The following is a 22979-nucleotide window of genomic DNA, read 5'->3' as shown; positions in this document are numbered from 1 at the left end:
CGCGGGCTCGGGGTGGGGACGCACGGCAGAGAGGTTGCGCGATGAGGGCACCACGCATGGCACCGCGCCCGGGTGACCTGGGGCGCGAGCACACACCCGAACCCGCCTCCAGGACGGAGCCCATGCCTCTCGTCGAGCGCGAATTCATCCAAGGCGAGCTCCGCGAACACCTGTTCGCGGTCCGCGACACCGGCGAGGGCCGGGTCGCGATCGTCAAGGGCGAGGCCGGCATGGGCAAGTCCGCCGTGCTGGACTGGATCAAGCGCACCGCCGTGTCCGAGGGCTTCGCCTCACTCGATGTGACCGGGTACGACCTGGAGAAGGTCCGGGTCTACGGTCTGGTGAAGCGACTGTTCAACGATTTGTACAGGCTGGACGAGCCGGGGCGGAAGGAGCGACTGGGCGAGTGGTTCGGGATCCTCGCGCCGATCTTCGGCATGGTCCCGCGCCAGCCCAAGGAGTCCCCGGACACCGAGACCGTGCGCAACGCCCTCGACGCGGTCATGCACGGCTACCTGTCGCCGGACCGCACCCCGCTGATCATCCTGGTCGACGACGCGCACTGGGCCGACCGGCCCTCGATGGAGTGGCTCGCCCGATTCGGCCTCCAGGCGCGCGAGTTCCCGGTGCTGATCGTGGTCTCGTACCGCCCCGAGGAATACAGCGACCTGCTCGCCGACTCGCTCCGGGCGTTGAACGACGTCGCGGTCACCAGGGTCGCTCGACTCACCGCGTTGAGCATCGAAGGCGCCGCGACGGTGATTCGGCACCGTTTCCCGAACCAACCGGTGGACGAGGAGTTCATCGAGGGATGCCATCGCTTCTGTGGCGGGTTGCCCCAGACCCTGCGCGAACTCCTGCGCTATATCGAGGAGAACCGGATCGAGCCGTCCTCGGCCGCGTTGCCCCGACACGGCAAGGCGATGGAGGACCACGCGACATACGCGTATCACGAGGGGCAGTTCAAGGAGCGCTTCGCCCGACTCGGACCCGATTCCCGCCGGCTCGCCCAGATCGCCGCGATCCTGACGCCGCACCTGACCGTCGAACGGGCCTCGAAACTGTCCGGGATGAGCCCGGCACAAATCGTCGACGCGGCGTGGGACCTGTATCGGCAGGAGATCCTCACCGACGTCACCGATTCGGGCTCGGCCTGGGGCTTCACCCACTCGCTGGTGCAACGCGCGGTCTACAGCCACTGCTTCGCCCCGAACGAGCGCTCCGCCCTGCACGCACGGGCGGCCCGGCTGTTGCGCGAGGACCAGTTCTCCGCGCAGACCGCCGCGACCCACGTGCTCCAGATCGTCGGCACCGAGGACCGCTGGGCCACGGGCATCGCGGTGGACGCCGCTCGCGAGTGTCTGGCGTCCGGTGTCCCCGAGGCGGGCGTGACCTACCTCCGACACGCCTTGGACCACCTCGCGCCGAGCGACATGCGGGCCCGGCTGCACTACAACATCGGCCGCGCCTACTTCGTGAACAATCCCCGGGCCAGCCTCGAACCACTGCAACAGGCGCTGCGGGAGTCCGGCGAACCGGGCGTGGATCTGCTCCGCACCAACATCGTCGTCGAGTTGGGCCGCTCGCTCGCGTTCAGCGGTCAACTGCCCAAGAGCATCGAACTCCTGGAACAGGAGATCGACATCACCCCACTGGCCAAGCGCCAGCGCCTGTACGCCGACCTGTTCATGTGGGCCGCCTTCTGGGAGGACGACACCGGCTTCGCGTCGCGCGCCCACAACCTGCAACGGCTGACCGTGCGGCTGAACACCGAAGGCGCCGCCACGTCCCGGACGAACTGCTCGCTGTTCGCGCTGGTCGCCTGGTACGGCGTGCTCAGCGGACGCCGGCTGCAGACCACCACCAAGTTCGCCCGGGCCGCGCTCGGGCCGGTGCGGCCGAACAACGAACGTCAGGGGTTCAGTTGGGTCGAGGACGGTTGGGGCTTCGAGATCCCGATGGTGCTGACCCTGACCTTCATCTACTGCGACCTGTTCAAGGAGGCCCAGCAACTCCTGGAGAAGGGCATGGCCGAACTCCGGGACAACGGCCGCCAGCGTGCCCATCTGTCCTACGGCCACGCCTTCCGGGCGATGTTGTACTACCGGATGGGCCGGCTCAAGGAGGCTCGCGAACAGGCCGAGATCGGTCTGGAGATGGCGGAGCAACTCGGTGAGGGCACGCCGTCGCAGTGGTACGCGGCGGGTGTGCTGATCCAGACCCTGATCGCGCTGGGCGACATCGACGAGGCCGAGAACACCTCGCGCCGGATCGGCTTCGACGATCCGGCGAAGGTCGAACAGGCCACCCGCGTACTGCCGGTCCCCGCCATCGTGCTCGCCGAACTGCGGATCGCGCAGGGCAGGCACGACGAGGTGATCCAGCCGCTGACCGAGCTCGGCGAGCGGCTGCGCGCTCGTGGCATGGACAACCCCGCGTGGTGCCCGTGGGGCCTGTTGCTCGCCGAGGCGTTGAACGCGGAGGGGCCGCGGCAGAACCGGAAGCTGGCGCTGGAAGTGGCCAAACAGGCCGTCACCCGGGCCGACACGTTCTACGCCCCCGTGGCCGCCGGTCAGGCCAAGCGGGTGGCCGGGATCATCGAGGACAACGTGAACGCACAGCAGGCGTTGTGGGACGCGGCGGTGGCCCTGGAAGGCGTCGGCGCCAACTACGAATACGCCAAGGCACTGCTCGCCTACGGTGACCGGCTGCGCAAGGACGGCCACAAGCCGGACGCCATCGGCGAGTTGGAGCGGGCCCGGGACACCGCGATGGCCTGTGGCGCGATCCCGGTGCAGACCCGGGCCGCGGCGATGGTGGAGTCCCTGGTCGGTGCCATCGCGCTGCCGCCGGTCGATCACGGTCGTGCGGACGCGGACGACTGGGTGGACGAGTACAGCGGCGGATACAGCCCGTTCGGCATCCCGCATCAGGAGGCCCGCCCGGACACGGACGGCGATCGTTCCGAGACCTGGCCCTTCCGCGACGGCCCGACCCGCCGGCCCGAGGCGGAGTAGCCGCGATCGGTTCCGGGGCGCGCTCCCGGTACGGTAGCGGGGTGATCGACACTGCTGCTTCCTCCCCCGTTGGTGCCGTCGCCGCCGGTCTCGCGACGATCGCCGCCGACGGCACCGTCCTGGACACCTGGTACCCCGCACCCGAGCTGACCTCGGGCGACGTCGACGGCAAGGCCGAGACCGTGCGCCTGTCCGCCGACGAGGCGATCGAGGCGCTCGGCGCCGACGCCGCGGCCGGCCTGGGCACCGACCCGGTGCGCGGGGTCGAGGTCGTCGCCGTGCGTACCGTGATCGCGTCGCTGGCCGCCGGCCCGGTGGACACCCACGACGCGTACCTGCGACTGCACCTGCTCAGCCACCGCCTGGTCCGCCCGCACGGGCAGAGCCTGGAGGGGCTGTTCGGCCTGCTCCCCAACGTCGCGTGGACCAACCTGGGCGCGGTCCCGGTCGACGGCGTGGACGCCGCCCGGCTGCGGGCCCGGGCCGCGCGGGTGCCGTTCGAGGTGGCCGGTGTGGACAAGTTCCCCCGGATGACCGAGTTCGTGGTGCCCGGCGGCGTGCGGATCGCCGACACCACCCGGGTCCGCCTGGGCGCGCACCTGGCCCCTGGCACCACCGTGATGCACGAGGGCTTCTGCAACTTCAACGCGGGCACCCTGGGCGCGTCGATGGTCGAGGGCCGCATCAGCGCGGGCGTCGTGGTCGGCGACCACAGCGACATCGGCGGCGGCTCCTCGATCATGGGCACGCTCTCCGGCGGCGGCAAGGAAACCATCTCGGTCGGCGAACGCTGCCTGCTCGGCGCCAACGCCGGCATCGGCATCTCGCTCGGCGACGACTGCGTGGTCGAAGCCGGCTGCTACATCACCGCCGGCACCCGGGTCACCACCCCCGACGGCAAGGTGGCCAAGGCCGCCGAACTCTCCGGCCGCGACGGCCTCCTGTTCCGCCGCAACTCGGTCACCGGCACGATCGAGGCCATCGCCCGCACCAAGTCCTGGGGCGCCCTCAACGAGGAACTCCACAAGAACGACTGACCCCGCCCGGGGCCGCCCCACCTCCCGGGCGGCCCCACCGGGCCCACGCACTGCGCCGGCCCCGGCACACCCACGCGTGCGGCCTTGCGACCTCGGCGAGCGATGCGCGCGGCTCGGCCCTCACTCCTCGATCAGATCCCCCGCCTTCGCCCCCGTGGCCACGGCCCGAATGACCTTCCCCGTCGGCGTCCGCGGCAGCGGCTCTGTGCGCAGCTCCCAGTGCGCGGGCACCTTGAAGTGGGCCAGCCGTTCCGCGACATAGGCGCCGAGCGACTCGGCGGTGAGCCCCGCTCCCGCCGCCGGCACCACGATCGCCTTGACCTCCTCGCCCCACTCCGGATGGGGTACGCCGACCACCACCGACTCGGCCACCTCGGGGTGCGCGTCCAGGCAGTGTTCGATCTCGGCCGGGTAGACGTTCTCGCCGCCGCGCAGGATCAGGTCGCTGCGCCGGGTGGCCAGGTAGAACCGACCGCCTCGGGTGTATCCCAGGTCGCCGGTACGCAGCCGGCGATCCGCGGTGAGCGCCTTCGCGGTGGCCTCGTCGTTGCGCCAGTAGCCACGCATCACCAGCGGACTGCGGATCCACAACTCGCCCTCGACGCCCTCGGGCGCCTCGGTGCCGTCCTCGTGATGGACCGTCACCTCCACCGTCGGGACCGCCGCGCCGATCGCGCCCGGCTCGTCCTCCAGTTGCGCGGCACCGGCCGTGGTGGCCACGCCGCCCGACTCGGTCAGGCCGTACCCGACGCCGAGTGCGCCCTTCGCGTTCGGGAACACCTCCTGGAGCCGGCGCACCAGTTCGGGCGAGAAGGCCGCGCTGCCACCGCCCAGTCGGGTGATCGAGGACAGATCCCGGTTCGGCGTGTCCGGGTGGTTGGCGACGCGCCAGCCCAGCGTGGGCACCAACGCCCAGGAGGTGCAACGCTCGCGCTCGATCAGTTCGAGCAACCGTGGCACCTCGAACCGGCCGCTGTACAGGACCATGGTCTGACCGCCGGCCAGCGCGGCCACCGCACCCGCGAGCAGGCCCGAGACGTGGAAGAACGGGCTGTTCACCAGCCAGCGTCCGGGCGGCGCCTGGGCGAGCTTCTCGGCGGGTACGTGTGCGGTCGCCCGGGCGCCGAGCAGCGCCTGGAGGTTCTGCATCGCGACCACGTTGCGGTGCGTGAGCACGGCGCCCTTGGGCCGGCCGGTGGTGCCGGAGGTGTACAGGATCAGCACCGGGTCGTCCTCGTCGGCGGCGCCCGGCGGCAGTTCGGCGTCGGGCGCGTGGGCCGCCAGGGCGGCGCAGTCGGCCTCGATCTCCAGTACGGGCACACCCAGGCTGCGCGCCGCCGCCGAGGCCCCGCCGAGCCGCTCCAGCCGGCGCCGGTCGGCGACCACCAGCTTGGGCGCGCAGTCCTGTACGCCGTAACGGAGCTCGTCGGCGGCCCACCATCCGTTCATTCCGACGGTGATCGCGCCCAGCGCGGCGGTGGCCTGAAATACCGTCAGCCACTCGGGCCGGTTGGCCGCCACGATCGCGACCCGGTCCCCCGGGCCGATGCCGTGGCGCTCACGCAGCGCGAGTGCGGTCGAGGCGACGTCGCGCACGTGTTCGGCGAAGGTGATCCGGCGGTCCTCGTACACGAGGTATTCACGGTCGCCGAACCGACGGGCCCGTTCGACGAACGCGCTGATCGAACGGGGCCGGTCGGCCAGGACCAGCGACGGGACGCCGAGGACGTCCTCTTCCACGAGGGCGAACGGCCCGTCGGGGGCGGTCAGGGCTCGGAGGGTGGGGTCGGCGGGTGCGGCGGAGGTGGGAGCCATGGCCGGACCTTAGAACTGCTTGATCGAGTCATTCAAGTATGAGGGGGTGTGATCTGACACGTGTTCAGGTCCGACCCGAGCCCCGACCACCACCGGCCGAAGTCGTGGGCACAACGAACCCGCACGGCCCGAGGCGCCGGTGGCGTGGCGGTGTCGGTCGTGTCGCGGGTGGGCGCGGTGGTGCCGGTACCCGGTATGGGTAGGCTGTCGGTTCCGAGTCGACGGGTGGGGGTGGCGCGGTGGAGGTGGGTGGGGGCGGCGGGCCGCTCCGGGTCCGGCTCGCCGGGTCGTTCGGGCGGTTGTTGTTCTTGTTGTTGCTTCTGGTCGGCACCGTCGGGATGCACACCGTCGGGCATCCGCAATCGTCCGCGCCGGCTGCGATGGCCGGGCAGGGCGGGGCGACCGTCGGCGACGGGATGGGCGGACACGGGGACGCGGTCGGGTCCGGCTCCGAGCACGGTGGGGGTGCCGGGCACGGGGAGGGCTCCGGGTCCGGGTCCGCGTTGATCTGTGTCGCGGTGTTGTTCGGGGGGCTGGCGCTCGGGCTGGTCGGGCTGGTCCGGGGGCGGACGCGAAGGCTTGGCTCGGGGGCTTGGCGGGCGGTTGTCCGTGGGTTGTGGGGGCTGTTGCGGGCCGTGTCGGCGCCGCTTCGACCGCCGGATCCGGTGCGGCTTTCGGTGCTGCGTAGATAGGGCGATCCCGGTTGCGGGCCACGGCCCGTGACGCCACGTCAGCCCTGCCGGCCCGCGCGCTCCGGCGCCGGCCGGATCGTAGTCACGACCGGGAGACGAACCCCATGCAGTCGCACTTCCACGGGCGCCTTCGGCGCGCCCGCATCCTGGCCGCGCTCGCTCTCGCGGGCACGCTCGTGCTCGCCGCGTGTGGCGCGGACGAGGACGAGAACGAGGACCGAGGCAAGAAGGGCGGCGGCACGGCGCCGACCGCTGCGGCCACGGCGCCGGCCTCGCCCGGCACCGGCGCGGCGGTGTTCGCCGACGCCGATGTGATGTTCGCGCAGATGATGATCCCGCACCACGAACAGGCCGTGGAGATGGCCCGGCAGGCGCCGGCCAAGGCGGCCGACCCGGAGGTCAAGCGGCTGGCGGCGGCGATCGAGGCGGCGCAGGCGCCGGAGATCGCGTTGCTCAAGGGCTGGTTGACCGCGTGGGGCAAGCCGCTCGCGGCGCCGATGGGTCACGACATGAGCGGGATGATGTCGGCCGCCGAGATGGAGGCGTTCGGCAAGTCGTCGGGGGCCGACTTCGATCGGCGGTTCCTGGAGCTGATGATCGTGCACCACGAGGGCGCGATCAAGATGGCCGAGGACGAACTCGCCAAGGGCACCAACCCGGACGCGCGCGGGCTCGCCGAGGCGATCCGGGCCACCCAGGCCGACGAGGTGACCTTGATGAAGCGTCTGCTCGGCGGCCGGGGCGGCAGCGCCGCGCCGACCACCGGCGCCCCCGCGCACCACTGATGCGATCGGCCCCGCCCGGAGACCGGGCGGGGCCGACCGGGCGTGGCGTGGGCGTCAGTTGCGCGCCGCCATCATCGGCAGCAGGGCGTTGTCGACCAGGGATTCGATCTCGGCCCGGGACATCGGCACACCGGTGAGGGTGAAGCGCTGGCACAGGACCGAGGGGCCGGTGAGCACACATTCGGGGGCGAGCGCGCCGGTGCGGGCCTCGCCCCGGGCGATCGCGTCGCCGATCAGTTCGGTGAGGAGGCGTTGCCACGGGCCGATCACCCGCTGCTCCCACATCTCGCCGAGCTCGTGGTGTCGGCACATCTCGCCACTGAGCACCCGCATCCCCAGCCCGAGTGCGCCGTGCATGCCCTGCGCGACGGTCTCCAGGTAGACGATCAGGTCGGCGCGCAACTCGCCGGGCAGCGTCAACGATCGCGGGTCGGGCAGAGCGGCGGAGAGCGCGTCGGCGACCATGCTCATCTTGTCCGGCCAGCGGCGATACAGCGCCGACTTGCCGGTCTCGGCTCGGGTCGCCACCCCTTCGAAGGTCACCGCGCCGTAGCCACGCTCGCCGAGTTCGGCGAGCACCGCCTCGGTGATCGCTCGCTCCAGCGTGACGCCGCGCTTCCGGGGCCGTTGTCGGTAGTCGGTGACCAGCAGGGCTGTCTCGACTCGACCCGCGCGTACTCCTGTGCTCACTCTCGCCTCCGCGGCCATGGTACAGAAAACGTTTGCGTTCTCTACGGGAAAAGCCCTAGGTTCGCGTAGAGAACGCTCACGTCCACTAGTAATGCGAGGCAATCCATGACGACGGCACCTTCCGAGGTCGCCGGCTCGACCGGATCCCCAGCCGCCGAAGCGCCCCACGCGCGTCGCGGATTGGCCCTGGCCCTGCTCGCAGGGGCTCAGTTGATGATCGTGCTCGACGCGACCATCGTGAACATCGCACTGCCCGACATGGGCAAGGCGCTCCACATCAGCGAAACATCGCTCTCGTGGGTGATGAACGCCTACATGCTGACCTTCGGCGGCCTGTTGCTGCTCGGCGGTCGGCTCGGTGACCTCTTCGGCCGACGCCGCCTGCTGGCGCTCGGCCTGATCGTGTTCACCGCCGCGAGCCTGCTCGGCGGGTTCGCCACCAGCGAGGCGCTGTTGCTGGCCGCGCGAGCCCTGCAGGGCGTCGGTGGTGCGATGGTGGCCCCCGCGGTCCTGTCGTTGGTGACCACCACCTTCGAGGAAGGCCCGGAACGCAACAAGGCGTTCGGGGTCTACGCGGCGGTGTCGGGCATGGGTTCGGCGGTCGGCCTGCTCATGGGTGGCCTGCTCGTGGAGTACCTGTCCTGGCGTTGGGTGATGTTCGTCAACGTGCCGATCGGCATCGCGCTCGTGATGGCGCTGCCGCTGGCGATACCCGACGACGCCAAGACCGGCGAGAAGGCGATCTGGCGTGGCCGGTTGGACATCCCCGGCGCGCTGACCTCCACGCTCGGTGTGACCGCGCTGGTCTACGGCGTCATCCGCGCGGCGGAGAAGAGTTGGACCGACGGGCTGACGGTGGGTTCGCTGATCGTGTCGGCGGCGCTGCTCGCGGCCTTCATCGCGATCGAGCTGCGGGTGGAACGGCCGCTGATGCCGATGCGGTTGTTCCGCAACCGCAATCGCTCGGCCAGCTACGTGGTGATGGCGCTCGCCGCCGGCGGCATGATGGGCGCGTTCTTCTTCATCACGCTCTACATGCAGATCGTCGCGGGCTACTCGCCGATCAAGGCCGGCCTAGCCTATCTCCCGCTGTGCGCGGGCGTGATGATCTCGGCCCAGTTCACCAGCGTGATGTTGCCCAAGATCGGGCCGCGGGTGCTGCTGACGGCGGGGCCGGTGCTGGCCGGTCTGGGCCTGTTCTACCTGTCCCTGCTCAAGGTCGACTCGAACTACGTCGTGGGCCTGCTGCCCGCGATGCTGGTCTTCGGTCTGGGCATGGGCCTGATCTTCGTCGCGATCATGGCCACCGCGGTGGCCGGGATCGCCCCGGAGGACGCGGGTATCGGCTCGGCGATGCTCAACGTCACCCAGCAGGTGGGCGGAGCGGTGGCGATCGCGGTGCTGACCACGATCTACACGAACGCTCGGGACGACGAGTTCGAGCACCAGTTCGCCAAGCTCGGCGAGAAGGCGATCGGCAGCGAGGCGGTACGCAACCTGGCCCTCACCGAGGGCTATACGGCCGGCTTCCTGACCGCTTCGATCCTGCTCGGCATCGCCGCCGTGATCGCCGTGGTGGTGCTCCGGGTCGACAAGTCCGAGCTGTCCAAGGACGCCCCCGCCGGTCTGCACTAGTGCCGTACCAGGCCGACTTGCAGACATACTGACAAACCGTCAGTACCGCGACACCCGGGCTCGGTTCACATCGAACCGAGTCCGGGTGTTCGCGTCCGTGGCCGTGTCGTGTCCGATTCGAACCGATCAGGGAGGGAATTCCCGCTTCTGCGGCCACTCTTCGTGATCGGCGTCTGGGGGAATCCCCAGTGTTTCGGTCGAAGCGGGACGCGGCGTGGGCGGCAGACCGGGCAGGCGGGTACCCTGCGACAGGCAGCGGGTGCTCCACCCCGGGGCACCTCTATCGCGACGACGGGACGACCGGCGCCGTGGCACTCCTCCCGCCTGTTCCTGTCGAAACGGCCGCTCGGCGGGGATGATGGGCGGTGGGGCGACTTCGGGGGGATTGTGACGGAACACGGATGGCCGGGTGAGCCACCGGCCAAGGGGGATCCGGAACGGATCGGTCCCTATGTGGTGCTCGGCCGACTCGGTGCCGGTGGCATGGGCCGCATCTATCTGGGGCGTTCGCCCTTCGGACGACTCGTCGCGATCAAGACGATCCGTTCCGAACTCGGCGGCGACCCGGGCTTTCGCGCGCGCTTCGCGCAGGAGGTGGCCGCGGCCCGCCGGGTCAGCGGTGTGTTCACCGCCGCCGTGGTCAACGCCGATCCGGACGCCGCGGTGCCGTGGCTGGCCACCGCGTACGTGCCCGCGCCCTCGCTCGAATCCCTGGTCCGCGCGTGCGGCCCGCTGCCGCCGCGCGCGGTGCGCTGGATGGCCGCGGGTATCGCCGAGGCGCTGGAGTCCGTGCACGCCGCCGGGCTGGTGCACCGCGACCTGAAGCCGTCCAACGTGCTGGTGGCCAGCGACGGGCCCAAGGTGATCGACTTCGGCATCTCGCGCGCCGCCGACTTCGGTTCGCTCACCATGACCGGCGTCGCGGTCGGGACACCGGCGTACATGTCGCCGGAACAGGCGCAGGGTGTCCGTGACATCACCCCCGCGAGCGACATGTTCTCGCTCGGCGCGACGCTGGTTTACGCCGCGACCGGGCATTCGCCCTATCCCGACCGCAAGCCCGCCGAGGCGCTGCTGCGGTTGGTCACCGGCTCCCCCGACCTGGCCGGGCTGCCGCCGGAGCTGACCGGCCTGGTCAATCTGTGCATGCAGCGCGCCGCGGAACACCGGCCGAGCCCGACCCAGTTGCTCAACCAGCTCGCGCCGCTGCTGGACGACAGCGACGCGGACAGTCAGTTGCCGGACAACGCGTCGGCGATGGTGCAGCGGTTCGAGAGCCAGTACCGGCCGACGATGGGCCCGCGGACGCCGCCGGTGCGCGAACTGGTCGAGCCGGAGCGTCCCGAGCTGCCGGAGAACGTGCGCCCGGACCCGAACAACATGGGCAAGCTGCCCAACCAGGTGCGCGAGGAGCCGCGTCCGGCGCCGCGCCCCGAGCCGCACCGGCCCGCGCCGCCACCGCCGCAGCGCCCGCCGACCAACCCGACCCGCAAGCCGCCGCCCCGACCGCCGGTGCCGCCGACGAACACGCCGGTGACCGGGCAGCCGGGCGGCTCGCGACCGGTCGGGGGCCGGCAGGTGTCCACGTCGTCCCCGTCGCCGGCGCTGCCGACCGAACGGGTGGCCAGGCCGCCCGCGCCGATACCCAATTCTCCGGTCACGTGGCCGGAGAGCGGGCCCGACGTACCGCGCCAGCACCCCACGCCGCCGCGCACCCCCACCGGCGGTCTGGAGACCTCGCCGGTGTGGCGGTTCACCGCGACCGGGGAGATCCTCACCCCGCCGGTGCGCGCGGGTTCCGGTCGCACCGCTCGGGTCCACGTGCACAGCAACGACAACGGGCTGCACACCCTGCATCTGGCCACCCGCGAATGGCGGTTCGACTCGTCGGGCTGGTCGCACCCGCCCGCCGTGGACGGCGAGCTGATGTACCTCAGCAGCCAGGACAACCACGTCTACGCCCTGGAGTTGACCTCGCGGCAGTGGCGGTGGAGCTTCCCGACCGGCGGCGAAGTGGTGGCCGCCCCCGTGGTGGCCGACGGCACCGTGTACTTCGGCTCCAGCGACAACGCGCTGTACGCCGTGGACGCGGCCACCGGGCGATGTCGCTGGCGCTTCCCCACCGGCGGCTGGGCCACCTCGCCCACCGTCGTGGACGGCACGGTCTACTTCGGCTCCAGCGACCGCTGCGTCTACGCGCTGGACGCCGCCACCGGCTGGTGTCGCTGGCGCTTCGCCACCGGCGGCTGGGTGTCCTCGCCGACCGTGGCGAACGGCATCGTGCACGTGGGCAGCACCGACCAGTACCTCTACCTGCTCAACGCCACCGACGGCGCGATGCGCGGGTGGTTCGGGGCGGGTGGCCCGGTCGCCCAGCCCGCCACGTCCGGCACCCTGTCCTTCTTCGGCAGCGGCGACGGCGGACTGTACGCGGTCGACGTGAACACCACGCGCTGTGTCTGGCGGTTCGGCGCCGAAGGGTGGGTCACCTCACCGGTGGTCGGCGACGACATCGTGTACGCGGGCAGCAGCAACGGCTCGGTGATAGCGGTCGGCCTGGGCGGCGAACCCCGCTGGCGGTTCACCACCGGAGGCCGGGTGACCTCGCCGGTGGTGGCCGACGGGCTGCTGTTCGTGGGCAGCGCGGACCGGCATCTGTACGTGCTCGACGCCGCGACCGGAAAGGGCCCCTCGGTGGCCACGCCCACCGGCTGAGCGCGACGCGTTCTCGTGCGACCGCGCGGCACCGCGCCGCGCCGCGCACGACGGTCCGACCGCCCATCGGCCCCGACCGCACGACAGGTCCGAACAACACAACGATCTTGGAGCCGAATACCTCGAACCGCGGTTCGAGATCCTCGACTCCAAGATCGTTTCCGGGTGCTCCCTACGGTCAGCGGGCACCGATGGGGGTGTAGTCGCGCAGCGCCACGCCGGTGTACACCTGGCGCGGGCGGCCGATCTTCGCCTTCGGGTCGGCGATCATCTCCTGCCAGTGCGCTATCCAGCCGGGCAGTCGACCGATCGCGAACAACACCGTGAACATCTCGGTGGGGAAGCCCATCGCCCGGTAGATCAGACCGGTGTAGAAGTCCACGTTCGGGTAGAGCTTGCGCTCGACGAAGTAGTCGTCCGCGAGTGCGCGCTCCTCCAACTGCATCGCGAGGTCGAGCAGTTCGTCCTTCTTGCCCATCCGGGAAAGGACGTCGTCGGCGGCCTTCTTGATGATCGTCGCGCGCGGGTCGCGGCTCTTGTACACCCGGTGGCCGAAGCCCATCAGGCGCACGCCGTCTTCCTTGTTCTTGACCTTGTTCACGAACGAGTCGATGTCGCCACCGTCGTTCTTGATCTGCTCCAGCATCTCCAGCACCTGCTGGTTGGCGCCGCCGTGCAGCGGGCCCCACAGTGCGTTGATGCCCGCCGAGATGGACGCGAACATGTTCGCCTGGCTGGAGCCGACCAGCCGCACCGTCGAGGTCGAGCAGTTCTGCTCGTGGTCGCCGTGCAGGATGAGCAGCTTGTCCAGCGCGTCCACCACGACCGGGTCGGCCTTGTAGGACTCCGCCGGGACCGCGAAGGTCATCCGCAGGAAGTTCTCGACGTAGCCGAGCGAGTTGTCCGGGTAGAGCATCGGCTGACCGACGGACTTCTTGAACGCGTAGGCCGCGATCGTCGGCAACTTCGCCAACAGCCTTATGGCCGAGAGCCGGACCTGCTCCTCGTCGAACGGGTTGTGGCTGTCCTGGTAGAACGTGGACAGCGCGGACACCACGGACGACAACATCGCCATCGGGTGCGCGTCGCGCGGGAAGCCGTCGTAGAACCGCTTGACGTCCTCGTGCAGCAGGGTGTGCTGGGTGATCTCGTCGCGGAAGTTGTCCAGCGCGCTCGCCGACGGCAACTCGCCGTAGATCAGCAGATACGCCGTCTCCAGGAACGTGCCCTGCTCGGCGATCTGCTCGATCGGATAACCGCGGTAGCGAAGAATGCCCTCCTCGCCGTCGATGAAGGTGATCGCCGATTTACACGCGGCGGTGTTGACGAACCCTCCGTCGTAGGTCACCAGCCCCGTCTTGGCGCGAAGTGTCGAGATGTCCACGGCGGTGTCGCCGATGGTGCCCTCGATCAGCGGAAGTGTGTGCTCGTTTCCTTGGTGGCGCAGTACTACCGAGTCCTCGCTCATGGGGGTCCCCTACTTCTCGGCTCAGGCTCCGGCAGCCACCCGGATCGTGTCCGTGCGGTTCCGGTCTTTGTGACATGTGTGCATCAGTACGAATAGCAGGCGCGCGAGGCGACCTCGCAGCCACCTCCCACCCGCGCGACAAACCGTGAGCCGCGTCACCTGACCCAGGGTGGCGGGTCCGGACGCCCGGAGTCATCGTCGCAACGGTGCACGCGTTTCGGCTTCCCGCTACGAGTGTCACCCATGCGGCGCCATGATGAGGGCACACGATCGGGTGGCCCGGGGGGACGTTGCGTGACCGATGCCAGGAGGCGGGGCCCGGCGCCCCTGGATGCGTACGATCCGCGCCGGATCGGGCCCTACCGGGTGCTCTCCCGACTCGGCCGGGGCGGCATGGCGCGAGTCTTCCTCGGCCTGTCCCCCGCGGGACGGCTGGTCGCGATCAAGACGATCCTGGCCGAGCTGGACCACGACGTGGACTTCCGCCGCCGGTTCGCCCGCGAGGTGCACGCGGCCCGGCTGGTCAGCGGGGTGTTCACGGCCGCGGTGGTGGCCGCCGACCCCGAGGCCGCCCGGCCGTGGCTGGCCACCGCGTACGTGCCCGCGCCGTCGCTGCGCGAGGTGGTCGACGAGTGCGGCCCGCTGCCGCCGGACGCGGTGCGCTGGCTGGCCGCGGGCGTGGCCGAGGCGCTCGGCGCGATCCACGGCGCGGGCCTGGTGCACCGCGATCTGGCCCCGGGCAACATCCTGGTCACCCTGGACGGCCCCAAGGTGATCGACTTCGGGCTCGCGCTCGCCGAGGACCAGGACACCGTGAACCTGGTCGGCACGATCGCGTACATGGCCCCCGAACAGATCGAGGGCGAGTCCGGCACGGTGCGCTCGGACGTGTACGCGATGGGCGCCACGCTGCTGTTCGCGGGCACCGGTCACGCGCCGTACGAGGGCAGCGCGATGCGGGTGATGAACGCCGTGCGCAACCGCGACCCGGACCTGACCGGGCTGCCGGACGCACTGCTGCCGCTGGTCGAGTCGTGCCTGCGCCGGCGCGCCGACCGACGGCCGACGCCGAACCGGGTGGTCGCCGACTTCGCCGACCTGCTGACCAACCGCCGGCGACCGCACGAGGCGGCCACGTGGTTGCCGCGCCCGGTGCTCGAACTGCTCCACGAGCACGAGCGGCGGATCCGGCCCGCGATCGAGCCCGACGGCCGGCCCCCGCGACCGGCGCCCGAGCCGGAGCCCGCCCGAGCCCCCTCGGCCGAGCGCCCGCGCCCGGTCCGACCCGCCTCCCGACGGGCGGCCGAGCCGACGGTGGACCGACCGGCGCCCGCCCCGACCAGGCGCTACACCGAGGATCCGTACGCACACGCGGCCATGCTCGACCGCATCCGCTACGAGGTGAGCGACACCGGGGCGGCGACCGTGCTGGCCTCGTCACTGTCCGAACCGGACCTGCGCCGCCGGCACGCGGTGTTGGCGCCGGTGGTCGGGCCGCCCTTGGGCGCCGGGTACTACGGGCCGCGCCGATCCGCGGTCCGTTTCGGCACGCTGGGCGGTCGACCGACGCTGATCCGGCGCACCGCCGCGCACGCCCTGGTGCTGATCGCGCCGCCCGGGCCCGGTCCCGACGCGACCCCGCTCGTGGGACCCCGGCACGCGCTCGCCCTGGGCGCGGCCCCGACCGAGCTGCCCGACCTGGACCACCCGAGCGGCCGGGCCGTGCCCCGGCTCGACCCGGCGGTGCTGCACGCCGAGCTGGCCCGCCGCGAGGGCGGCCTGCGGCAGCGCGCCGGCCGGCATCCCGACGTGCTGCTGGACGTGGTCTCGGCGCTGCTCACCCGGCCGGAGGCGACGTTCGCGTTGTCCGAGGCGGACGGCGTGCCGGATCCGGACGCGGTGTTGTGGGGCCTGTGCGACCTGGTCGGCCCGCTGCTGCCGTACCCGCTCTCGCTCTCCACGCTGAGCGCGCCGGAGCCCGCGGACGAACCCCGGCTGGTGGTCCACCGACAGTGGCCGGCCGCCGACCCCCGGACCACCCGGCGACACCGGATCGTCCCCGGCGAGGAGCTGTACTCGATGGGCGACGTGCACCGTGCCGCCGCCGAGGCCCTGGTGCGCTGCTACACCGGCCCGCACTGGGCCGCCGCGGCGGCGGCTCTGCCCCCGTCCGGAGCGTTCCGCTCCGCCGCCCCCGCCGCCCGCTCCCAGGCCGTCCTCAGGGCCCTGGAGGGCCGCTAAGGCGCGTCGGCGACGCGCCGTCGGGTTTCCGGGCCGGGCGGCGGGTCCGGCGGGCTGAGCAGGCCGGCGGTGAGGCCCTCCAGGAGGCCCCGGCCGAGTTCCTCGCCGAGGGCCGCCGTGGCGCGCAGCTCGGCCACGAACGCGCGCAGCGCCCGGAAGGTCTCGCCGTACGCGCGCTGCCGGGCGGGCGGCAGCAGCGGGATCTCGATCCGGCGCACGTCGACCCGGACGATGCTGGACCCGTAGCCGGCCCGCTTGGCGTGCGCCGGGTCGGTCAGGAACCCGGCCAGGAACCACGGGTCGAGGGTGGCCGGATCGGGGCGCAGCAGATGCAGGTTCGGCCCGAGCACCGCGCCCTGCTCGGCGGCCCCGGCCACCCGGACCGCGTCCGCCCAGCCGCTCTCGCCGCTGCCGAGCAGGGTCGGCACGATCACGTCGCCGGCCCGGATCCGGGGATGTTGCGCCTCGTCCGCCTCGGCCGCGGCCAGCCGCGCGCTGGGCGGGACGGCGGCGGCGAGGTCGGTGGTGGTGAGCATCGGCACCGTCGGCCCGGTCGGCGTCTCCCGGCCGCCGCGCCCGGAGCGGGAGGCGCTGCGGTACAGGGTGACCGCGCCGGTGCGGGCCAGGTCGGCCAGGGCGACCGAGCGCCAGGTCGGGGTGCCGGTGTCGGCGTCGGGCACCGGGGGCACCAGCGCCGGGAGCCGGGTCAGCCGGGCGAGCAGGCGTTCGCGCGTGTCGTGCACCCGCTCGGCCACGTTCAGGTCGGTGCGCTCGGGCAGGTTGTGCGCCGGGGTCAGGTCGACGTTGTCGTCGAGCAGTTCGATCAACGGCACGGCGCGGTGGCGACCGGGCACCTCGACCAGCGCGCCCGGGTCGGTGCCGAACTCGCGCCAGGCGCCCACCGCGGCCCGCGCCTCGGCCGCATCCTCCAGCGCGGCGAACAGCACATGTGAGGGCATCAGCGCGCCGGTGGGTCGTTCCAGGAGCCACAGGTGCAGCGCGACCCCGAAGGGCGGCGCGGCGCCCGCCGGCAGCGCGATCACCGCGCGCAGTGCGCCCCGGCGCAGCAGTTCGGCCCGGATCCGGCGCCCCGAGCCGCGGGCCGCGACGGCGGGCGGCATCAGCAGCACCACCCGACCGCCGACCCGGGTGTGTGCGAGCGCGTGCTGCACCCAGGCCAGTTCGGATTCGGTGCGCGCCGGCAGGCCGTACTCCCAGCGCGGATCGTAGGCCAGTTCGTCGTGGCCCCAGTTGCGGTCGTTGAACGGCGGGTTGCCCACCACGGTGTCGAACAGTTCGCCGGGCCAGGCGTCCGCGCGCAGCGCGTCGTCCTCGGCGACGGCTACGTCGGTGTCGGGGCCCGCGTCCGGGTGCAGCGCGATCCGGGCCCGGACCAGTCGGGCCAGGGCGGGCGCCTCGGTCTGTCCGCGCAGGGTGCGTGCGGTGCGTACGAAGCCGAGCAGCAGGTCGCCGTGCGTGGTCGCGGGGTTCAGCACCGAGGTCGCGGATTCGCGCCCCACGCCCGCGAGTTCGGCGATCAGCGCGACGGTGGCCGGCGGGGTGACCCCGCCGGGGCCGGCGGCCGATTCGGCGAATCGGGTGTAGAGGTCGGCGAACACCGCGGGGGCCCCGCGGCTGCCGGCCAGGTCGGTCGCGGCCCGCAGCAGCGCGGCGTGCGGGCCGACCGGCGCGGGTGAGCCGGCCAGCAGGTGGTCGCCGATGTCGGCGAGCCGCTCGGGGATGTCGCCCGAGGCGGCGACCATGCGCCACAGGTGCTCCTCGGGGGCCACTTCGGCGATCTTGCCCTGGGCCCGCAACCAGCCCTCCACCTGGGACAGCGCGAAGGTGGGGCTGGCGTCGCTGCCGCCGACCGGCCGCGGGAAGTCGTCGAAGCGCCGACGCCAGTTGCTCACGGCGGCGCGCCCGACACCCGCGATACGGGCGATCTCGGCAGCGGTGACCTGGGGGCTGGTGGGCACCGTCTCCTCCTCATGGCGGGGTTGTGAACCATCGGAGTTAACCATAGAGAGAAGACGTGATGTGTGAGCAGATTCAGTGTTGACAGCGTTCACAGGCACTGCTTCTATTGACCTCGACAGCACGGAGCAACCCCGGAAACACCCGCACCGCACTGTCGTCCCACGGTCGGCCGCTCGGGCCGACCGACCCGGTCGGCGCCGCCAGGCAGCCGATCCCGCAGTGCCGCCGAAGGGAATCCCTCATGTCCGCGCTCGCTCCCCGGCCGACCGTCCCGCAGCAGTCCGCTTCGACCGCGACCCCGCGCGGACGTCGCCGCGCCCTGATCACCACCGTGGCCGTCGCCGCGACGATCGCCCTGACCGGCTCGCTCGCCGCCTGCGGACCGGAGAAGAAGGACGAGGGCAAGGCGGCCAGCGCCTCGGTCGAGTCGCCCAAGACCACCGGCGCGGCCGACGTGAGCGCGGCGCCCAAGGGCGAGTCGCCGAAGGCGGACGACAAGGCCGAACCGAAGGGCGGCGCCGACAAGGCCGCCCAGGACCTGTTGGCCCACCTCAAGACCACCAAGCACGGCGGCGTGGTGTCCGAGGTCCGGATCGCGAAGCAGTACGAGCGCTACGAGGTCACCGTCAACACGACGCTGCCCGCCGAGATCTCCATCACCGAGGACGCCAAGGGCGCGAACGCCCGGATGGACAAGGGCCAAAAGCTCGCCGTCGAGGCGATGCAGTGGGCGCAGGACTCGTCGAGCCTGAACATCTCCTCGGTGTCGGTGCTCGACAAGGAGAAGGGCACCGCGGGCATCGAGAACGGCGCGGAGAAGGACACCGACAAGGCCGGCTCGCAGAAGTACGCCGCCGACCTGCTCGCCAAGCTGAAGACCACGACCTACGGCTCGCTGGTCACCAAGGTCCGGATCACCAAGACCTACTCCGGTTACGACGTCGCGGTGCTCACCACGCTGCCGGCCGAGGTCTCGCTCACCGAGAACCTCTCCGCCGAGTCCGCCCGGATGGACAAGGGCGGCAAGCTCGCCAACGAGGCCAAGCAGTGGGCCGAGAGCAACACCACCCGCAAGGTCTCCTCCGTCGAGATCCTCGACGTCGAGAAGGGCACCGCGGGCATCGAGAACCTCGGCTGACGAACGCCGGGCCCGGAGAGGACGACACAGACCTTCGTCCGGGGGATCGACTTTCATCCGGGGGGGTGGGGGACGCGGGGGCGGGGCGCCATTGGGTGCCCCGCCCCCGCGGCATGCCCGGGACGGGTTGGGAACCCGCCGGCCGCTCCGGCCGGATCGGGTCTACTGCCAGGGCAGGTCGGCGAGCGCCGGTGCCGCGTCGTCGCGCAGGACCGTGCCCTCGATCAGGCCGTACGGCCGATCCGGCACCTGGTAGACCTCGCCCGCGTTGTGCAGACCGAACGCGTCCAGGTCGACCGGCAGATGGTGCTTGTTCGGCAACTCCAGTCGCACCTCGACCGGTTCCCCCCGCTCGGTCAACACCGCCTCGCCCATCGTGTACAGGGTCTGTTGCAGGGACAGGCTGTGCGTCTCGGCGAAGGTCCGCAACAACGTGTCGCGGGTCGCGCCGAACGACGCGTCCCAGTCGGTCGGCGTACCGCCTCCCTCGTCGCCCTCGTCGCGCCGATGCCGCCAACACGCGTGCACGCTGGTGGCCAGCACCCGGTCCCGGGTCGGCGCCAGCGTGGTGTAACGGTCCGTCAGGAAACCGTGGAACTCCGACCCGGTGGACTTGAGCACGGTGACGTCCGCCAGCCCCGAGCAGACCTCGGTACCGGCCGGCCCGTGCACGACACCCGCGTACCGGGAGCCGGCGGCCCGGGTCCACGCGTGCGGATGCGGTCCGTGCGTGCCGGGGACCCGGATCCAGGGATACTCCCGGACGCGCACCCGCGCGGTGTCGATCGGGGTGTACGCGTCGACGAAGTGCCGGGCCAGCCGCAGCCCGAACGCCTCGATCGCGGGCAGCGGTTCGTCCTGCGCGAAGGCGTACACCACCGCGCGCATCGTGTCGGTCGGCACGACATGGGCGTTGTCGCCGCGCAGATGGGTGTCCGCGAGGTCGCCGGACAGCGACACGGACACGTTGAGATCGGCCATTTCGTGCTCGGTCGCGGTGGTCCGGGTGACCCGGACCAGTCGTACCTCGGCCTTGCCGTATCGATTCGGGCCCAGAACGATCGCCATCGGTTCGGCTCCCTCGCCGTGTGGGGTGATGTTGCCGGGTGACACCCGTGTCGTGCCTTTGTGCCGGACGGCTGCGTGACGCACCGGTCGCGGGCCGAACGGCTGCCTGGTCCACGACGGCGCGGTGCAGCCGCTGCGGGGTGAAGCTAGCCGCGCGCGCGGAGCGTGGTCAAAGGCGCGAATCCGGACATGTCCCGCCGGTCCGCGGATGTCGCGGCATCGGCGGACGCCGGTCGACCGGCCGGTCCGGGTCCTCGGTGGGGCCTCGGCTCGCGGGGTAGGCTGCGGCAACAGTCCGCGGGGAGGCGAGACCGACAGGGCCGTTGGCATGCCCTGGAGCCGCTCCCTGCCTTGGCACGGCACGTACGTAGAGGGGGCGGCAGTCATGGATCCGCTGGAGCCGGGCGATCCCGGGGTTGTCGGGCGGTACCGACTGTCGGCCCGGCTGGGTCAGGGCGGCCTGGGGGCGGTGTTCCTCGGGCGCGCGCCCGGCGGTGAGCACGTCGCGGTCAAGCTGGTGCGGCCGGATCTGGCGTCCGACAAGACATTCCTGGAGCGTTTCCGCAAGGACGTCACGACCGCGCAGGAGGTCGGCGGTACCCACGTCGCGCACGTCCTGGACGCGGACCCGGACGGCACTCCGCCGTGGCTGGTCGTCGAGCACGTGGCCGGCCCGTCCCTGGAGACGGCGGTCGCGACGCACGGACCGCTGCCGGAACACACGTTGCGGGCGCTCGGCGCGGGGTTGGCCGAGGGACTCGCGGCGATCCACGAGGCCGATCTGACGCACCGTGACCTCAAGCCCGCGAACGTGTTGCTCGCGGCGGACGGGCCGCGCGTCGCGGATTACGCGCTGGCCCGGGCACTCGGTTCGGCCGGGATGACCCGGACGGGCGTCGTGGACGTGCCCGGACTGCCCGCGCCGGAGCAGGTCACCGGCGGCTCCATAGGCCCGGCGATCGACGTGTTCGCACTGGGCGGGGTGCTGTGCCATGCGGCCGGCGTGGCCCCGTTCGGGGCGGGGTCGGTCGCCGAGATCGCGCAGAAGGTCGTGCGCGAGATGCCGGACCTGGCGGAACTCCCGGACTGGCTGCGCGAGATCGTCGCCGACTGCCTGAAGAAGCGCCCCACCGCGCGGCCTTCGGCGGCGGACCTGGTGGCACGGTTCGCGGCTGCGGAACCGAGCGAGGATTGGCTTCCGGAAGACGTGGCGGCACTCGCCGCGCTCTCCGCGCTCTCCGCGTCTGCGGATGGCGGCTCGGGCTCGGGCTCGGATGTTGCCGAGCGTGCGGAGGCGGAGTCGGGCGAGGGGGACGACGAGGCGGAGGAGCCGGAGACGGCCGAGGTGCCCGCGCTCGCGGCGCTGGTCGCGCCGGCGCCGGCGGCGATACGCACAGGCAAGGACACCGACGACGACGAGACTCCCGTCGCGACGCCCGCCGCGCGCGGAGCCGGGAAGGGTGCCGGGAAGCCGGCCGCGAAGGCCGACGCGGAGCGGGACGACGACGCGGCGGAAGACGGGGACAACCCGACCCCGGTGGCGACACCCGCGACCCCGGCGGGCAAGCGCGGCAACGCGAAGCCGACGGCGGTCGCCGCCGAGGTCGACGAAGACGCGACTCCGGTGGCGACGCCCGCCGTACGAACGGGCAAGAAGGGCACCGGGAAGCCGGCGGGCGATGCCGACACGGCGGCCGACGCCGACGCGACTCCGGTGGTGACGCCCGCCGCCAAGGTGGGCGGAAAGGGCGCCGGGAAGGCCGGGGCCGGCCGGGCGGGCGGCGCCGAAGGCGTGGACGAGGCCGACGACGCGACCCCCGCGGCGACCCCTGCCGCGCGCTCGGGCCGAAAGGACGCCGCCGGGAAGCCGGCGGGCGGGGTGGACGCGGCGGCCGACGCCGACGCACCCCCGGCCGACAAGCCCGCGGCCAGGAAGCCCTACGACGGCGGCGCGCCGGTCCGGGTGCCGGTCATCCGGCGCGGTACCGACGCCGAGACCGTCAAGGTGGCCCGGGACCCGGAGGCGCCCGCGCCCGCCGGCACGGACGACGCGACGGTCAAGGTCGCGCACGGGGCCGCGGCGCCGGCGCCCGGCCGCACCGACGACGAGACCGTCAAGGTCGCCCACGGGGCCGCGGCCCCGCCGACCCCGCGGCTGAGCACGTGGGACGAAGTGCCGCCCGCCGCCCCGCCGATCCCGGCCGGCGCGCCCGTCGCCGCCGCGGCCCAGGCGCCGCCGCTCCCGACCGGCACGCCGTTCCCGCCGGCTCCCGCGCCGGCCGTCGAGCCGCGGCCGGCCAACCCGGTGATCTGGCACGCGGTGATCATGCTCCTCGGGTTGACCGCCGTCGGGATAGGGCTGTTCCGGCTCACCGACTCCGCCTGGCGCGACGCCCAGAACATGGTCATGGGTGTGATCCTGCCCGGCATCTCGGTGTTGGCGGGCCTGGCCGGCCTGGCCACGCTGGTGCTGGCCGTGCTCGACGCACGCGGCAAGGCCGCGGCCGGTTCGCCGACCGCCGGCAACCACCCACCGACCGAGGCGAATCGGACACACTGACCGCAGCCCGCGCCCCCGGCCCGTCGATCGGGCCCGCCGCCGACCGGCGGGCCCGATCGACGCCCACCCCGAGACCCGCGCCACGGCCCGGCGCGCCGCCGGGGTCGCGGTGGATGCCGGTCGGTGGGGCCACGCAGC

Annotated in this window: 13 protein-coding genes; 8 read left to right on the top strand and 5 right to left on the bottom strand. The window is 72.4% G+C overall.

The window, feature by feature from the left end; all coding sequences use genetic code 11:
• The first annotated feature begins 122 nt into the window (after positions 1–122).
• Complete coding sequence (locus ABZ374_RS11120; RefSeq protein ID WP_360309382.1) at positions 123–3017, top strand: AAA family ATPase; 2895 nt, start codon at positions 123–125, stop codon at positions 3015–3017.
• A gap of 41 nt (positions 3018–3058) precedes the next feature.
• Positions 3059–4054: a 2,3,4,5-tetrahydropyridine-2,6-dicarboxylate N-succinyltransferase gene (gene dapD, locus ABZ374_RS11115; protein ID WP_360309380.1), complete on the top strand. Its 996-nt coding sequence runs from the start codon at positions 3059–3061 to the stop codon at positions 4052–4054.
• A gap of 120 nt (positions 4055–4174) precedes the next feature.
• Here the strand turns inward: dapD and ABZ374_RS11110 are convergent, their stop codons facing one another.
• Positions 4175–5869: a class I adenylate-forming enzyme family protein gene (locus ABZ374_RS11110; protein WP_360309378.1), complete on the bottom strand. Its 1695-nt coding sequence runs from the start codon at positions 5867–5869 to the stop codon at positions 4175–4177.
• 796 nt (positions 5870–6665) lie between these two features.
• On the opposite strand from ABZ374_RS11110, the gene ABZ374_RS11105 reads away from it, so the two are divergent.
• Positions 6666–7346, top strand: a complete 681-nt coding sequence (locus tag ABZ374_RS11105) for a DUF305 domain-containing protein (protein WP_360309376.1) — start codon at positions 6666–6668, stop codon at positions 7344–7346.
• 54 nt (positions 7347–7400) lie between these two features.
• On the opposite strand, the gene ABZ374_RS11100 is transcribed toward ABZ374_RS11105, so the two are convergent.
• Entirely contained in the window at positions 7401–8036 is a 636-nt protein-coding gene (locus tag ABZ374_RS11100) for a TetR/AcrR family transcriptional regulator (RefSeq protein WP_360309375.1), read from the bottom strand.
• Positions 8037–8141: 105 nt separating this feature from the next.
• On the opposite strand from ABZ374_RS11100, the gene ABZ374_RS11095 reads away from it, so the two are divergent.
• Complete coding sequence (locus ABZ374_RS11095) at positions 8142–9671, top strand: MFS transporter (protein ID WP_360309373.1); 1530 nt, start codon at positions 8142–8144, stop codon at positions 9669–9671.
• Positions 9672–10058: 387 nt separating this feature from the next.
• The gene (locus ABZ374_RS11090) at positions 10059–12386 is read left to right on the top strand and encodes a serine/threonine-protein kinase (RefSeq protein WP_360309371.1); all 2328 of its coding nucleotides are present in this window, start codon (positions 10059–10061) and stop codon (positions 12384–12386) included.
• Positions 12387–12564: 178 nt separating this feature from the next.
• Here ABZ374_RS11090 and ABZ374_RS11085 read toward each other — a convergent pair whose 3' ends face one another.
• Complete coding sequence (locus tag ABZ374_RS11085) at positions 12565–13854, bottom strand: citrate synthase (RefSeq protein WP_360309369.1); 1290 nt, start codon at positions 13852–13854, stop codon at positions 12565–12567.
• Positions 13855–14148: 294 nt separating this feature from the next.
• Between ABZ374_RS11085 and ABZ374_RS11080 the strand changes: the two genes are divergently transcribed.
• A complete protein-coding gene (locus ABZ374_RS11080; protein ID WP_360309367.1) occupies positions 14149–16095 on the top strand; it encodes a serine/threonine-protein kinase in 1947 nt (648 codons plus the stop codon).
• On the opposite strand, the gene ABZ374_RS11075 is transcribed toward ABZ374_RS11080, so the two are convergent.
• Positions 16092–18074, bottom strand: a complete 1983-nt coding sequence (locus tag ABZ374_RS11075) for an N-6 DNA methylase (protein WP_360309365.1) — start codon at positions 18072–18074, stop codon at positions 16092–16094. The two genes, ABZ374_RS11080 and ABZ374_RS11075, sit on opposite strands and share 4 nt — an antisense overlap.
• Before the next feature lie 242 nt (positions 18075–18316).
• On the opposite strand from ABZ374_RS11075, the gene ABZ374_RS11070 reads away from it, so the two are divergent.
• Positions 18317–19213, top strand: coding sequence for a hypothetical protein (locus ABZ374_RS11070; protein WP_360309363.1), 897 nt, complete (start codon positions 18317–18319; stop codon positions 19211–19213).
• A gap of 162 nt (positions 19214–19375) precedes the next feature.
• Here the strand turns inward: ABZ374_RS11070 and pucL are convergent, their stop codons facing one another.
• Positions 19376–20281: a factor-independent urate hydroxylase gene (gene pucL / locus ABZ374_RS11065; protein WP_360309361.1), complete on the bottom strand. Its 906-nt coding sequence runs from the start codon at positions 20279–20281 to the stop codon at positions 19376–19378.
• Positions 20282–20666: 385 nt separating this feature from the next.
• On the opposite strand from pucL, the gene ABZ374_RS11060 reads away from it, so the two are divergent.
• Entirely contained in the window at positions 20667–22841 is a 2175-nt protein-coding gene (locus ABZ374_RS11060; protein WP_360309359.1) for a serine/threonine-protein kinase, read from the top strand.
• Positions 22842–22979 lie beyond the last annotated feature (138 nt).

Source organism: Embleya sp. NPDC005971, assembly GCF_040629175.1.
In the GTDB taxonomy this organism is placed as follows: Bacteria; Actinomycetota; Actinomycetes; order Streptomycetales; family Streptomycetaceae; genus Embleya.
The sequence above is the reverse complement of the archived record's forward strand: the minus strand, read 5'-3'. Positions and strand labels throughout refer to the sequence as shown.

Bases quoted from the DNA above. Each gene is read 5' to 3' on its own strand.
- ABZ374_RS11085 (WP_360309369.1), bottom strand. From the start codon at position 13,854: ATGAGCGAGGACTCGGTAGTACTGCGCCACCAAGGAAACGAGCACACA.
- ABZ374_RS11105 (WP_360309376.1), top strand. From the start codon at position 6,666: ATGCAGTCGCACTTCCACGGGCGCCTTCGGCGCGCCCGCATCCTGGCC.
- ABZ374_RS11060 (WP_360309359.1), top strand. From the start codon at position 20,667: ATGGATCCGCTGGAGCCGGGCGATCCCGGGGTTGTCGGGCGGTACCGA.
- ABZ374_RS11070 (WP_360309363.1), top strand. From the start codon at position 18,317: ATGTCCGCGCTCGCTCCCCGGCCGACCGTCCCGCAGCAGTCCGCTTCG.
- pucL (WP_360309361.1), bottom strand. From the start codon at position 20,281: ATGGCGATCGTTCTGGGCCCGAATCGATACGGCAAGGCCGAGGTACGA.
- ABZ374_RS11110 (WP_360309378.1), bottom strand. From the start codon at position 5,869: ATGGCTCCCACCTCCGCCGCACCCGCCGACCCCACCCTCCGAGCCCTG.
- ABZ374_RS11120 (WP_360309382.1), top strand. From the start codon at position 123: ATGCCTCTCGTCGAGCGCGAATTCATCCAAGGCGAGCTCCGCGAACAC.
- ABZ374_RS11095 (WP_360309373.1), top strand. From the start codon at position 8,142: ATGACGACGGCACCTTCCGAGGTCGCCGGCTCGACCGGATCCCCAGCC.